Annotated in this window: 11 protein-coding genes; all 11 read right to left on the reverse strand. The window is 60.3% G+C overall.

The window, feature by feature from the left end:
• Positions 1-129 precede the first annotated feature (129 nt).
• The 11 genes from ACN19L_RS07165 to ACN19L_RS07215 all read right to left on the reverse strand — a co-directional run bounded on the left by ACN19L_RS07165 (position 130) and on the right by ACN19L_RS07215 (position 13,722).
• Positions 130-3,954 carry a hypothetical protein gene (locus ACN19L_RS07165; RefSeq protein ID WP_426492834.1) on the reverse strand — a complete coding sequence of 1,275 codons (3,825 nt, stop codon included), beginning with the start codon at positions 3,952-3,954 and terminating at the stop codon, positions 130-132.
• Positions 3,955-4,035: 81 nt separating this feature from the next.
• Positions 4,036-7,707: an ATP-binding protein gene (locus ACN19L_RS07170; RefSeq protein ID WP_426492835.1), complete on the reverse strand. Its 3,672-nt coding sequence runs from the start codon at positions 7,705-7,707 to the stop codon at positions 4,036-4,038.
• Between the two features lie 170 nt (positions 7,708-7,877).
• Positions 7,878-8,261 (reverse strand): DUF983 domain-containing protein, encoded by a 384-nt coding sequence (locus ACN19L_RS07175; RefSeq protein ID WP_226269768.1) that lies wholly within the window; start codon positions 8,259-8,261, stop codon positions 7,878-7,880.
• A gap of 3 nt (positions 8,262-8,264) precedes the next feature.
• A complete protein-coding gene (locus tag ACN19L_RS07180; protein WP_426492836.1) occupies positions 8,265-8,528 on the reverse strand; it encodes a hypothetical protein in 264 nt (87 codons plus the stop codon).
• 84 nt (positions 8,529-8,612) lie between these two features.
• Positions 8,613-9,164: a DUF420 domain-containing protein gene (locus tag ACN19L_RS07185; RefSeq protein WP_426492837.1), complete on the reverse strand. Its 552-nt coding sequence runs from the start codon at positions 9,162-9,164 to the stop codon at positions 8,613-8,615.
• Complete coding sequence (locus ACN19L_RS07190; protein WP_426492838.1) at positions 9,151-9,816, reverse strand: SCO family protein; 666 nt, start codon at positions 9,814-9,816, stop codon at positions 9,151-9,153. Before ACN19L_RS07190 ends, ACN19L_RS07185 begins: the two co-directional genes overlap by 14 nt.
• Before the next feature lie 3 nt (positions 9,817-9,819).
• The gene (locus tag ACN19L_RS07195) at positions 9,820-10,149 is read right to left on the reverse strand and encodes a cytochrome C oxidase subunit IV family protein (RefSeq protein ID WP_426492839.1); all 330 of its coding nucleotides are present in this window, start codon (positions 10,147-10,149) and stop codon (positions 9,820-9,822) included.
• A gap of 89 nt (positions 10,150-10,238) precedes the next feature.
• On the reverse strand, positions 10,239-11,009 hold the full coding sequence (locus ACN19L_RS07200) for a cytochrome c oxidase subunit 3 (RefSeq protein WP_426492840.1): 771 nt from the start codon (positions 11,007-11,009) through the stop codon (positions 10,239-10,241).
• Between the two features lie 22 nt (positions 11,010-11,031).
• Complete coding sequence (locus ACN19L_RS07205) at positions 11,032-11,619, reverse strand: cytochrome c oxidase subunit 3 (protein ID WP_426492841.1); 588 nt, start codon at positions 11,617-11,619, stop codon at positions 11,032-11,034.
• Between the two features lie 112 nt (positions 11,620-11,731).
• Positions 11,732-12,583: a heme o synthase gene (gene cyoE, locus ACN19L_RS07210; protein WP_426492842.1), complete on the reverse strand. Its 852-nt coding sequence runs from the start codon at positions 12,581-12,583 to the stop codon at positions 11,732-11,734.
• Between the two features lie 56 nt (positions 12,584-12,639).
• Positions 12,640-13,722 carry a COX15/CtaA family protein gene (locus ACN19L_RS07215; RefSeq protein ID WP_426492843.1) on the reverse strand — a complete coding sequence of 361 codons (1,083 nt, stop codon included), beginning with the start codon at positions 13,720-13,722 and terminating at the stop codon, positions 12,640-12,642.
• Positions 13,723-13,840 lie beyond the last annotated feature (118 nt).

Raw genomic sequence — 13,840 nt, forward strand, 5'->3', positions numbered from 1 at the left:
CCAGCGCTGATGAATTCAAAAGCCCCTGACGCCAGCACGGACGTCAGGGGCTTTCTGCTTATCAAGGATTGGCACCCTGTGAAGGAAGGATTGCTTCGGCTCCGCCTCGCAATGACGTGCTTCCTCAATTTAGAACAGTACCGCTACCTGCATGCGGCCGGTGTGCACGGCATTGAGGCCGTTGGCTTTGCGGCCGTCGTAGGCCAGCGTGACGTTGAGGCCGTTGCTGAGACGCTGCTCCAGGTTCAGGTTCCAGGTGAAGTTGCTGCCGGGGCGCAGGGCATTCAGAATTTCCAGACCGACGAGGCTGGCTTGGCTGCCCTGGAAGCCCACCCGCACAAAGCGCGTGGTTGCCGACAGCGTGCGTTTGCCCACCTGGCTGACCCGGGTTTCGAGGCCCACATCATCAAACGTACCGTTGGTGTCGCCATCGGGGCCGGCGGTGTTTTGCTTGGTGGTGCGCAGGTAGCTGGTGGTCAGGCGCAGCACCTGGTTGGGCTGGTAGCTGAGCTCCGGGGCCAGCTCGTACTGCAGCACCCGGAAGTTGCGGTTACTATTCGGAATAGTCGACAGGTTTTCGCGGATGTTGCGCGCCGCGGTGAAGCGGGCAGTGAACGTCTGGGCCAGCGTGCGGCGCAGCAACACGCTCTGGGTAGCCAGGTTGCGCGTATCGGAGCCCTGGGTCAGGAGCACCTTTTGCTGGGTTTGCTGCACCGTGAATTCGGCCCCGAAGATGGGGTTGGAGCGGTTGAAGTAAAGTGTGTTGCGCAGCAGCTTATTCAGGCTCAACAGCAAGGAGTCAGCCGTTTGGAAGGCAAACGGGTTCAGGCGCGACGACAACGAGTTATCGGTGCTGCGGCGGTCCAGCGTGACGGTGGTAAGGGTGGAGAACCGCCCGGCCAGGCCCCGCCAACCCGGCTGCTCGCGCCAGCTGCGCGGGGCGGTGGTAGTGAGGCGGTAGCTGAAGCGGTTGGAGTAAGCCGGCACGTACACGTCGGTGGGCAGAAACAGCTTGATGTAGGTGCGGTACTGGGCATCGGGCGTCTGGGCTTCGAAGAATTCATTACGCTCCTGCTGCCCGTTCCGGTTCAGATCGTCCCAGTAGTGGGTGCCCTGGCCGGCCGGCACGCTCAGAAACGTGTAGTCGCGGCGGGCTTCGCGGCCGGTGGCCACGGCGTAGCTCAGCTCCGAGCGGAACACGTTCTGCAGGAAGCTGGCGTTGTAATCGAGCTTGCCCAGCACAGTGCGCTGCCGGGCCGAGTCGCGCACGGCCAGGTCGCGGTAGGTGGCCAGGATGTTCAGGTCCTGGGTGGGGCTGATACGGGAAGCCAGCGTGCCCTGCCAGGTCTGGGCCCGACCCCGCTCGCGCAAAGCGGTTTGCTCGGGGTTGGGCGTTTGGTCGCGGCGGTAGCTGTAATCCAGCCGGAAGCGGGTGCGGGCCGAGTCGCGGCTCTGCACGAACAGGGCGTGCTCATCGTAGTAGTTGGCTGAGGTGAGCGAGTCACCGGCGGCCTTGGCTACCCGGTTTTTATCGAAGCGGTACACGTAGCCCGGCACCACCGGCCCGGCCACGTAGCGGGCGGCCGCCTCGCCCCTCGCCCACCGGGACTCACGCCGACCGGCCTCCGAGTTTAGCAGAAACAGGTTGCCCCGCAGCTGCACCGGGCCCAGCTGCCGGGCCACGTCCAGCCAGTGCTGCACCCCGTTCACCTCCCCGGCCCGGTAGCGCCGGCTCAGGCGGTAGCCAATGGCGTTGTCGGCATCCTTCACCAGGCCCACGGCGGCGTTCAGGATATTCTCTTCCCGGGGCCGCTGGTTGTTGGTGATGAGCGTATTGGCGGTGCTCCAGTTCCGGTCAAACTCAATGTCCCGGTACCGGTCAATGGGCGCAAACTGGTGGCTGGTGTACTCATAATCCAGGGCGCTGCGCAGCTTGTAGCCCGTGAGGCCCGGCAGGCGCACCGGCCGGTCCTGCACGGCGTAGCCCACCCGCATGGCCCGTCCCTGCGCCGACTCGGGCGAAAACCGGTTCAGATCCAGGTCGGAAGCAGCCAGATCCACAAACACGGTGGCCGTGGAATCAACCTGGTAGCTGGTGCCCACGGTTATCAGCTGCTTCTGCAGGGGCGTAGGCAGCAGGCGCAGGGGGGCGTAGTCGCCGCGGCCCTCGCCCACGAACTCATACACCCGCCCGTTGGCCGTGCCGTTGGTGGTGCTGATGCGGTAGTTGCCCTGGCCTGCGCCCACGTTGGTAAACCGCACCAGGTACGCGCCCTGCAGCGTATCGCGCAGCGGAAACACAAACACCGGCACCCGCTGGCCCGTTACGGGGTCCAGCTGCGTCACCCGGCTGTATTGCAGTTGGGTCCGGTCGTACTTCACTGAGTCGGCCCCGGGCAGGCGGGCTACGCTTTCGTTGCCGCGCAGGCGGCGCAGGCGGGCTTTAGTGGAGTCGTCGAGGGTGAGGTTGGGCGAGTTGTCGGGGTTGTCGGCTTCGCGGTAAAAGTTGGCGTGCACCTGCAGGCGGCCCAGCTGCTGGTAGTGGCTGGCCTGCAGCAAAGAGCGGGTGTAGTTGAAATCGGAGTACTCGAAATCAACCTTGATGCGGGAGTTGCGGGTAATCAGGTGGCGGGGCGAAAACGTCAGCTCGGCCTGGTTGTAGTCGATAACGTAGTCGAAATCGAAGCCCCGCACCATCAGCCGCCCATCCAGGTACACCCTTTCGGAGTTGGCCAGGATGATGATGAACTGCTCGCCGTTGGGTCCGCGCAGGCGGTACGGGCCCTGCACGTTTTCCAGCGGAGCAATATCCAGGCTGGCAAACTTGCCCTTGGCCACGCCCGCCGCCACCGAGGTAGTGGCAAACGCCTCCCCGGTTTTGGTGGACAGCAGCGGCCCGTTGCGCCGCCCGGCGCGCGTGGTGACGGTCTGGCTCAGCCCATTCGGCCCTACCCCGTTGGGCGTGGCGCTGGCCGGCGCGGCGGCCGTGCCGTTCTGCACCTGCCCCGAGCCGGCCGGCACCGGCACCGTGGGCGGAGCGGTTACAAAAGTGCCCGTGCTGGTGCCCGCCGCATTGGGGTACTGAAACAGCTGGGGCGTGGTAGCGCCCGGCCCAATGCCGCCGCCGAACCCGCCCACCGGCAGCTGCCCAAAATTGGTTTCCAGCGCCCCACCCTGAATGTTCTTGTAATAGCGCAAAAAGTAATCGGGCTTGTTGCGCAGCACCACGTCGCCGGCCGTCAGGTTCCAGCGCGGGTGCGTGAGGGTGATATAAATCCGGTCGAACTCCTGCAGCTGCTGGGTGTTGCCCTCGGGCTGAAAGGGCACATTCTGGTCGCTGATGGCGGCCGTGAGGTTGATCTGGTCGGTGAGTTTCCCTTCCAGCTGCAGGTTCAGGGAGGAATTCACAAACACGTTCTGGGCGTTGCCAAACGACACGCCCCGCGACAGATTCCCGGTTTTGTTGATGCCCGGCGTGCTCAGAATCTGCTCCTTGACGGCAAAATCCTCGGCCCCAAACGTGGGCCGGCGGAAGAAATCCAGGCTGTCCATCAGCCGACGGGGCCGCAGGTACCGCGCAGCCGAGAGCTGCAGCGGCAGCACCCGGTAGCACACCAGCACCGAATCGGGCCCGCCGGGCAGCACCACGTCGGGGCGACCGGGCTCGGGGCTGGGCACCCGCCGCCCCGGCAGCACCAGCCGGTACCGGTCCAGCCGCGCATCATAACTCACCGAGCGGCCCTCCACGCTCACCGACGAGGGCACAACGGTCAGCGTATCACGTAGGCTAAATTCGGTGGTATCCCGCCCGGGCAGCAGCCGCACCCACGCGCACCGCCGGGTACTGGGCGGCGCATCGGGCCGCTGCTGGGCCTTCGCCCCGCCAATTAGCAGCCAGAAAAACGCCAGCAGCCCCCAAAAGCGCAGGAAAGAAGGCGTAGAGCTGCGGGTCATCCAGTAAAATTACGATGCAAAGACGCTGGGCCCGCTATAACGCCGGAAGCACCGCTTTTGGTTTACCTCACGGGTGAGCTCCTACCCCGCCAGCGGCAGCTCAATGAAGAACCGGGTGCCCTGGCCTTCCTCGGTTTCAAACCAGATGTGGCCGCCGGCGCTTTCGATGCCGCGGCGGGCTACGGCCAGGCCAATGCCGGAGCCTTTCTCCTTAGTGGTGAAGTTGGGTACGAATACCTTACTCTGCACGTCCTCCGGAATACCGGTGCCGTTATCCTGAATCCCGATGCGCACCCGGTCGGCGCCCACGGCTTCCAGGGTGGCGGTTATTTCGGCGGTGCGGTCAGCGGGCACGGCCTGCAGGGCGTTGATGAGCAGGTTGTTGAAGGTGCGCACCAGCAGACTTTCGTCGGCAAATACCACGTAGCGGCCGGTTTCGGCATCGGCGGGCAGCAGCAGCTCAATGCGGCCCCCGTTGGCTCCGCCCTGGTGCAGGCCCACGCAACGGCGCAGAATGGGGGCTACGTCGAGGCGCTCGGGGCGCATGGCGGGCAGGTTGGTGAAGTTGCTGAACGAGGTGGCAATGTCCGTGAGCACGTCAATCTGGGTGATGAGCGTCTGCGACACCTTGTTCATCAGTTCATCCAGGTTGGGGCGCTGTTCCTGGATGGCGCGCTGCAGAAACTGCAGGCTCAGCTTCATGGGCGTGAGCGGGTTCTTGATTTCGTGGGCCACCTGCCGGGCCATTTCGCGCCAGGCGGCCTCTTTTTCCTGGGTGGCCAGTTCCTGCTTGCTTTCCTCCAGCTTCAGCAGCATGTGGTTGTACTCGCGCACCAGCAGCCCAATCTCGTCCTCCGATTCGTAGGCCAGCATTTCGTTCTGGCCGGTGAGGGTAGTCTGCTTAAGCTTCTCGGTAATGAGCTTGAGCGGCTCGGTGAGGATGCGCGACGCCACGAATGCCAGCACCAGAAACAGGATGAACATCAAGGTAAAGACGTTCAGAATAGTACTCAGCAGCTCGGTAAGCTTGTTGTCGAGGTCTTTTTCGGAGTCGAAGAACGGAATGCCCACGTAGCCCACCACCGGCCCCGGCCGGCCCTGGCGCACGGCACTGGTCCGCAGCGGCAGGTAGAGCGTGTTGAACGACAACGAGCCGGCCCGCTCCGTGAGCAGCACCCGGGGCTGCCCATCCTCGGCCAGCGCCGCCACCGCCTGTGGGTTCATGAGGGTGCTCAGGATGTTGGCCTCGAAGATGAGCGGCTGACTGCTCACCAGCAGCTCGCCGCGCGCGTCGTACAGATTCAGGTCCGTTTCGGTGAGGGCGGCCACGTTTTCGGCCAGCTCCACTAGGTCGGCGCGGTTGGCCGATTCGCCGAGCAGGGCCCGGTTCTGCAGCAGGTTTTCCTGCACGGCCTGACCCCGGCGCTGGTAAATCCGGCGCAGGTCGCGCTTGTAGGAGCTGGTTACCTGGCTGGCTACGGCCACGCTCACCACAATCAAAGGCACCAGCACCCCAAAGTTCAGGAACAGCTGAATCTTGGTACTGAAGTTGGTGCGCAGCAGAGTGCGGTAGCGGCCCTGTACTAGCAGCACCGCCGCCATCAGCAGCAGGCAGCAGAAACTGTAGAGCAGGAACAGGAAGGAAAAATTCGCCAGCCAGTCAGAGAAGGAGTACGTGGCCGTGGTTACCACCACCATCCGCCCCGATTTATCGGTGCTGCGCACGGCTAGGTGGTGAAAACCATTCAGGGCCAAGCCCGTGCGGTACAGGCGCGCATCCCGGAATAGGCTGGCCGGCAGCCGGTTCACGTAGTCAAAATCCCCCTCACTATACACCAGCTGGCCGTTTTCGTAGCCAGCGTAACTAAGCTCGGTGCCCAGGCGGGGCTGAAAGAACTGCTGGTCGATGAGCAGTTCGGGCACTACGCTGTTGGTCGTGAGCTTTTTCAGGGCCAGCTCCAGCACAATGGTGCTGGAGCCATCCGCCGTCTCCGGCGCAGGCACCGAAATAAACGCCACGTAGCGCCGCGAGCTGAAGGCCGTACCATTGTCGCGCACCAGAAAGATGTTGGGGTGGTCGGTGGGCCGGGCGTTCCGCAGCAGAAATTCGCGCGTAGTGCCCAACGTGCCCCCAATGGCCACGCCCTGACCTTCGGGATTGAACAGCATCACCCGCACCTCGTACTTGTCAAAGTAGTTGCGCAGGTAAAACTTCACCACCTTCTGCCGGATCAAATCCAGGTTCACGAAGGGGCTGGCCAGCATAGTCCGCAGCACGGGGTCTTTCGCCATTTCCTCCCCGCGCTCCACCAGCAAGTACTCGCCCTGCAGGTCATTATCGGTGAGCAGGTTGCCGGCCAGGTTTTGCTTGTTGAGCTGCAGCTGCCGGTTGAAGTGCTCGTACAGGGCCAGTGCCCCCACCGCCGAGCTAATGCCCAGCATCAAGAAGATGAACAGGTACACCTGGTACGGCAGCACCGCCCCGGCCGATTTCAGCCCCGTCAGGCGCAGCACCAGAAAGAACAGCAGCGTAATACCCAGCAGCGTGGCGTGCACCTGGTTCAGCAGCAGCCCCACCAGCAGAAACACCACCCCGCTCAATAGCAGTAGCAGGATACCTATCCGCCGGGTACTTACCCGAACGATGTGGCTGAACACCTGCGCCAGCATGTAAAACCCCATCAGAAAGCTCCCGGTGTGCAGCACAATGGCCAGGCCCAACACCAGCTTAAAAGGGCTTACCTGAATATCCTGGGTGATGTCCAGAATAATCTGGGAGTTGCTGAAGCTGCTGGTGTAAAAGTCGAAGAGCAGTACCAGCAGCCCGTAGAAAGCCAAAACGGCCGCCGCGCCCAGCAGTACCCGGCGGCGCACGGCGTGCTCCCGCTGTACCAGCCGCAGCAGGCCGTAGCGCCGAAACAGCAGCAATGCGTACCAGGCAATAACGGCCAGCAGCAGGGCATTCAGCAGCAAATCTCCTAACGAAGGCGACAACCAAGAAGCCGCGTACACCCGGGGGTCGAACAGACGTACCTCCAAGAAGGAAAACGGCAGGCCCAGCACCAGAATCAGCAGCCGGAACAGCACCAGCGGCACCAGCACCAACGCCACGCCGCGCAGGGTCTGGCCTTGGGCAAACTGTCGGCGCGCCAGCACTACCCAACCGCCTATGTAGGCCACCACGCCCAGCAGCAGCAGCAGCAGCGGCAGGTATTTGCCGGTAATGGGGTCGGCCTGCAGGCTGGCTATGGAAAACAGGTAGTTGCCCTCGTTGGAAACCAACCGGGGCAAACCGGTGTCTTGCCCTGACTTCTCTACTACCAGCCGAACATTCTGCCCCTGGAAGATACCCTGCCCGTTACCATCGCGCAGGTACCGGTTGCTGATGCCGTAGGTGATTTCCAGCGGAATATACGTGAGCACCACGTACGGCTCCTCCACGTGGCGCAGCACCAGAAACTTCCCAAAGCGGGTTTCCAGCAGCCGTTCGTGGTAGCGCTGCAGGGCCTGCTCCACATCGGGCCGCACCGTGTGGTCGGACCAGTACACGGGCTGCTCACCCCGGAAGATAAACGTGGGGTAGGTAGTGTGGCTGGTGAGGCTGCGGAAGCTCACGCGGCCCGTGGCCAGCCGTTGCAGCAAATCCGTCGACTCCCGCTCCCCGGTCAACTCGGCCTCCATCAACGCATCCTGCAGTCGCGTGGCCGAGGCCTGCAATACCAGCTCCGGATTCTGGCTGTAGCGGTTGCTCACGTACGCGCCAGCAAAGCACAATAGCGCCAGCAACAATAGCCAAACCGGAAGTAAACGCAGAAATTTCAACAGGAAAACGGCTGGTGAGCCCGAGATACTACAACCTTGATACCAAACAAAAATGCCGCCCGAAGGCGGCATTTCCTAACGAAAAGCTAGTGGCCAGCAAATCAGCGCCGTGCGGCCCGGCGGGCATCATAGCGCACCCCACCAAATAAATACAGCATAAGAGTGCGGGAGTAACGCAGACTCAGGGGCGTCAGTATCAGAGCCACCACGGCCACTGCCGTAATGTACACCCAGGTATCAGGGTCGTTCAGCAGGTAGTACACCGCAAAGCCCACCACCAGCATAATGGCCGTGGAGAATGCAAAGCTGATGTACATAGCTCCCCAGTAGAAGCCCGGCTCCGGCTCATAGGCCTGCCCGCACACTGGGCAGGCTTCGGGCATTTCGGTGAAATGCGCCAGGTTAAGAGCCGAGTGCGTAAACAGTGGCCCCTGGTGGCACCGGGGGCAACGTTGCTGCAAAATGCTGACGACCGTAGAATCCATTGATTAGGCGTGGGCAGCTTTTTTCTTCTGCTGCTGGCTGTGCCGGTACCAGAAGAAGCCCACCGTACCAATGAGTACGTACGGAATGGTCATCAGGTACAGAATTCCTTTATTCAAACCGGTGGTGTCGTAGCCGTCTTTTTCCTGACGGGAGGCCTCCACCTGGGTTTTGCACATGGTGCACTGGGCCTGGGTGCTCAACGGCAGCACGCTCAGCAGCAGGGCCACCACCAGCGTGAACAACCCGGCATTTACTACTTTTTTCATGATGTTTCTGACAGAAAGTGTACGGCTATAACCCTCAGCCAGCCCCGCAGGTTCGCGGAAGAAGGCCTTGAAAATTATCACCGATTACGTGTAGTACGGCGCAATCATGAAGTACACAATCACACCGGTTACCGATACGTACAGCCAGATGGGGTACGTCCAGCGGGCAATGCGGCGGTGCTTGGCAAATTGCTCGGTGAGGGCAAAGTACAGCGTAAACAGCACCAGCCCCACCGTAATGGCGGCCAGCAGAATGTGCGTGAGCAGGATGAAGTAGTAGACGCCCCGAATCAGGCCCTCGCCCCCAAACTTGGTGCTGGGCACCTGCGAGTGGTACGCCACGTACGACACCAGAAACAACGAGCCCAGCAGAAACGCCAGCCCCATCATGGCCCGGTGCGCGGCCACGTTGCCGCGCCGGATAAACGTGTAGCCGATTACCAGGAACACGGCCGTGAGCGAGTTGAGCACGGCATTCACGGCCGGCAGCATCTTCACATTCAATCCCGGAATCACAAATACGCCGGGGAAGAAGTACAGGATAGCCACGGCTACCGGAATGATAGCCCCCAAGGCAACTGCTAGAACTTTAAACTTGGTGGAACCAGCCGAGGCTGTAGGATCAGGGGTGTTCATAAGTGTAGAGCAGAACTTGAATTTCGGTAATAAGCCGGTTGACGTCTTTTTCGTCAGTGCCCTCGTAGCGGCCGCGTACCTGGCCGTTCCGGTCCACCAGAAATACCGTCTGACTGTGCACCAGCGCGGGACCACTACCGGTAGGGGCCGGCAACCGGAATTCCTGGGTGGCCACCCGCTGCACAGTTGCGGCGTCGCCGGTCAGGAAAAACCATTTACCAGCAATGGCCCCGTATTGTTCAGCGTACCGGGCCAACGTGGCCACCGAATCAGTAGCAGGGTCCACGGTGAAGGAAGCTAACCGCACCCGCGGGTCGTTACGAAACTTCTCCTGCACCCGCACCAGTTGGCTGTTCATGCGGGGGCAGGCTCCGGGACAGGTTGAAAAGAAAAAGCTGGCTACGTACAGGCCTTCACTGCGTAGTGCCTGATCCGTCATTTTCCGCCCCGACTGGGACGTTAACTGAAACTCACCAATCTGGTGAAAAACAGTATCGCGCTGCCACTTCCCGCCTACCTGCGTGGAGTCCACACGGTCGGGCAGGTAAGTTGGCAGCGCGTAACGGTTGGTTCCGAAGCTTTTCAGAAACAGAAAAGCCAGTACCGGCACTAGCAGAATGAGGCCCAACAGCAGAACTTGTTGGGGCTTCATGCCTTAGAAAATGGCGTTGTGGATAGCGTTGCCTTCGGTGATAAGAGCCACCAGCAGCCACACCAGCAACGACATCGGGATCAGAATCGTCCAGATCAGGCCTTTCGTTTCATGCTTCAGGTGCATGAACTCCGCTACAATGAAGAAGGCTTTGCAGATGGTCAGGATGATAAAGATGCTGTTGCGCAGCGTGCTGGCGGGCATCACGAAGGCAATGGCAAATTCGAGGGCGGTAATGGCGGTAATTACCCAGAAAGTTTTCCAGATCCAGGAAGTGTTCGGCTTCGGGATTTCGCCAATGTGAGTGGGCTGCTGCGGCGCGTGATGAGCCATGAGTTCTAGTCGTAACAGAGTTAGAAAGCAGAAACGCAGGCAGCTGAACAACCGTCAGGGTCACTCAGCTGCACAGGTACGCCAGTAAATTAAACCAGGTAGAAGAAGGTGAAAACAAACACCCACACCAAGTCTACAAAGTGCCAGTACAGGCCAATCTTCTCCACCATCTCGTAGTGGCCGCGCTTCTCAAAAGTACCGTTGGTGGTAGCAATGAAGCAGTAAATCAGCAGGCAGATACCCGAGAATACGTGCGTACCGTGGAAACCGGTGATGAAGAAGAACAGATCGGCGAACAGCACCGGACCGTATTGGTTCACGGCCAGGTTAGCTCCGAAAAACCGGGTACCGTCGTTCATCAGCGTACCCGACTCGGTACCCGTGATAAAGTGCGTCCATTCCCAAGCTTGGCAGCTCACGAAGATGGAGCCGAACAGAATTGTCCACAACAGCCATTTCTGCACGTCTTTCTTATCGAAGCGGTGGCCGGCCTCTACGGCCAATACCATCGTCACCGACGAGAAAATCAGAATCATCGTCATTAAGGCCACAAACGCCAGCGGCAGGTCTACACCGTGCAGGCCGGGGAAGGCGTTGAACACCTTTTCCGGGATGGGCCAGTAGTTGGTGGAGAACGTGAAGGCCTCGGGCGTGCCTTCATAGGCCATGTGGCGGTGACGGATCAGGCCGTAAGTGGTCAGGAAGGCGGCGAACGTAAAGGCGTCCGACAACAGGAAGAACCACATCATCAGCTTGCCGTAGCTCGCGTTGAAGGGCTCGTTCCCGCCGTCCCAGGTGCCGGTGCGCGGCTTATCCAGGGCGGAATCAGAAATGGCCTGCGTCGTGGAAATGGTGGACATAGCGTGCGGGGTTGACGAAATTCTAGTGGTTCAAAAGTAGGAACAAATACAGGTACAACCAAAGCGCGCCGAGGAAGTGCCAGTAGATGGTGACGTTACCGATGGACAGCATTTGCCGGGAATGCACCTGATACTGAAAGCTTTTACGCAGAACCACCAGCAAAAAGATGAGGCCCGTAATCAGGTGAAAACCGTGTACGCCGGTTAATACATACAGAAATGAGCCGGAAGGGTTGGCATCAACGCCCGCAAAAAAGATGCGCTGATCCACCAGCTGGCCCCACATCACCCATTGCCCAATCAAAAAGGCTACGCCCAGCGCCAGCGTGATGGACAGCGCCAGCCGCACCTGGGCCAGATTGTCCTTGCGGGCCGCCAGCCACGCCCACTGCATGGTACCGGAACTCAGCGCAATAATAAAAGTGGTAATCAGGAAACCGGCGGGCAGGCTGAATTCCAGCCAGTTGCCCTCGTTACGACGCACAATATACGCGCTGGTATACGCGGCAAAAATCATGAACACACTGACCATCATCAGCATGAGTAGGAAACGGGCCGGGTGCAGGCCAGTGGCGGGCTGCTTGGTATTCAGGGCTTCAGAAGGATGCATATCGTTCGAAGAAGTGAGAAGTAGAACAAGAGAAGTGAGTTGCTGCTTAAACACGCCGGGGAATACTTTTGTCTCACTCGCGGCAGCTTACTTCTCACTTCCGGGAATCGAATTATACTTTGTCCAGCACCAGGGCAATCTGCACGATGGGCAGGTACAGGAACGAGCCGAACATAATGCTCATCGCCGCTTTCTTGCTCACGGTGCGCATCAGGTAAAACGTCTGCATCAGGAACAGCACCCCGCACACGGCCGCTACCATCGGGTACACGGTGCCCGTCATGCGGAAGTAGAACGGCAGCAGGCTCAGCGGAATCAGCACCAGCGTGTAGGTCATGATCTGAAAAGCCGTGCGTAGGTCCTTCTTGCCGGGAGTAGGCAGCATTTTGAAGCCGGCCTTCTTGTAGTCGTCGTCCAGCACCCAGGCAATGGCCCAGAAGTGCGGAAACTGCCACATAAACTGAATCCCGAACAGAATCCACCCTTCAATGCCCAGATACCCCGTAGCGGCCACCCAGCCAATCAGCGGCGGCAATCCGCCCGGAATGGCCCCTACCGCCACGCAGATGGGCGAAATGGTTTTCAGCGGCGTGTACACAAACCCATACAGAATCAGTGAAACCAACGACAGGGCCGCCGCCAAGGGATTGAAGAAGTACGTGAGCAGCCCCAGGCCTAGTATGCCCAGCACCACCACAAACACCCACGCCTCCTGGGCGCTGATGATACCTTGCGGCAGGGGACGCTTGGCGGTGCGCTTCATTTGCCGGTCCAGGTCAATTTCAAAAATCTGGTTGATGGTGTTGGCTGAACCGGTTACGGCCAGCCCGCCCAGCATCACCAGCAGTGCCTTGCCCCAGTCCAGCTCGTGGGCACCCAGCAGGTAGCCGATGGCACTTGAGAAGGCCACGGTGAGAGCCAGCCGGAATTTTAGTAACTGGAAAAAAGCCCTAGCCTTGCTCATCAACTACCGGTAAACAGGTTGCGCGGCGAAAAAGTCCGCCAAACGGGGCCGCAAAGTTACGCAACAACGGCCGGAGTAGCCACCTGCCGCCGCAACTTAGTGGCCCGATGGTAGGCCACCACAGCCAGAAACTGCGCCCCGAACAGCAACGTAGCCAGTGTGAGGTGTACAGGCTGCACAGCCGCCGGGAAGGAGAAGTAGGCCAGCACTACTCCAGCCAGTATCTCCCCTCCTATCAGCCCCAGAATAGCTGTAGCCAGCCGGTGCAGCTGCCGCGAAGGCAGTGTGTACAGCTGGTACGCCAAATACACGTTCAGCAGCAGCAAAACGGCCGAGAACGTACGGTGGAAACGGAAGGTCCCGCCCAACTGCGCTACCCACTCGGCCCGGTTGAGGTAGTTAGCTGCGGCGGCAATCAAATCAATCTGCTCCCGCACCTGCGTGCCCAGCACAATCTGTCCGAAAGTGAGCAGCACGGCACTCCACAACACCAGCGCAAGGCTCGGTAAAGCCCGTACCGGTTCCGCTGCTGCTTCCGTATCTCGCTGCGACCGGTCAACGGCGTACAGCAGCATGGCTACAATCAGCAGCGCCAGCCCCATGTGAATGGTTACCATGATGGGCAGCAGATTGGTTGACACCACCAAAGAGCCGAGCCAGCCCTGCACGCCCGTAAGCAAAAAGGAGGCGAAGGCCAACCAGAACACCACCGGGTCGCGGCGCCAGTATGGCAGGGCAAATACTACCGTTCCGAACACGAACACGCCAATCAGTGCCCCTACCAGCCGATTTACGTACTCAATCCAAGTTTTTACCGCATTGAAGTCGGTTTCAATGTACTGGGTCGGATGTGCGAAAATGTCGCCAGCAACCTGATGAAAGCCCATGCGCTCCAGCCGGGCCGCCAGCTTCTGGTTTTTCGCCACCCGCTGGGCCGTGTAGATTTCCTTGTAGTTGGCAGGCAACTGGCTGATGTGTGTGGGCGGCACCCAACTACCAAAGCATTTGGGCCAATCGGGGCAGCCCATGCCGGAGCCGGTGCTCCGTACAATGCCCCCTACCAGAATCAGTACGTACACGGCCACTACCGTCAGGATTCCCCAAAACCGAAAGCGGCGCACAAAAGAAGGTGTTGCCATAAGTAACGTTGGCCTGAAACAGGCGGCTGGGCCGCCAGAAACAAAAAGGGAAACCACGCCCGGCGCTGCCGAACCGGTTTCCCCTAGTAAACAAAAACGGGCCGCCGTTGATACAGCG

It is taken from the genome of Hymenobacter sp. 102 (assembly GCF_049949205.1).
GTDB lineage: Bacteria > Bacteroidota > Bacteroidia > Cytophagales > Hymenobacteraceae > Hymenobacter.

Bases quoted from the DNA above. Each gene is read 5' to 3' on its own strand.
- ACN19L_RS07205 (WP_426492841.1), bottom strand. From the start codon at position 11,619: ATGCATCCTTCTGAAGCCCTGAATACCAAGCAGCCCGCCACTGGCCTG.
- ACN19L_RS07165 (WP_426492834.1), bottom strand. From the start codon at position 3,954: ATGACCCGCAGCTCTACGCCTTCTTTCCTGCGCTTTTGGGGGCTGCTG.
- ACN19L_RS07185 (WP_426492837.1), bottom strand. From the start codon at position 9,164: ATGAACACCCCTGATCCTACAGCCTCGGCTGGTTCCACCAAGTTTAAA.
- ACN19L_RS07190 (WP_426492838.1), bottom strand. From the start codon at position 9,816: ATGAAGCCCCAACAAGTTCTGCTGTTGGGCCTCATTCTGCTAGTGCCG.
- ACN19L_RS07195 (WP_426492839.1), bottom strand. From the start codon at position 10,149: ATGGCTCATCACGCGCCGCAGCAGCCCACTCACATTGGCGAAATCCCG.
- ACN19L_RS07200 (WP_426492840.1), bottom strand. From the start codon at position 11,009: ATGTCCACCATTTCCACGACGCAGGCCATTTCTGATTCCGCCCTGGAT.
- ACN19L_RS07215 (WP_426492843.1), bottom strand. From the start codon at position 13,722: ATGGCAACACCTTCTTTTGTGCGCCGCTTTCGGTTTTGGGGAATCCTG.
- ACN19L_RS07175 (WP_226269768.1), bottom strand. From the start codon at position 8,261: ATGGATTCTACGGTCGTCAGCATTTTGCAGCAACGTTGCCCCCGGTGC.
- cyoE (WP_426492842.1), bottom strand. From the start codon at position 12,583: ATGAGCAAGGCTAGGGCTTTTTTCCAGTTACTAAAATTCCGGCTGGCT.
- ACN19L_RS07180 (WP_426492836.1), bottom strand. From the start codon at position 8,528: ATGAAAAAAGTAGTAAATGCCGGGTTGTTCACGCTGGTGGTGGCCCTG.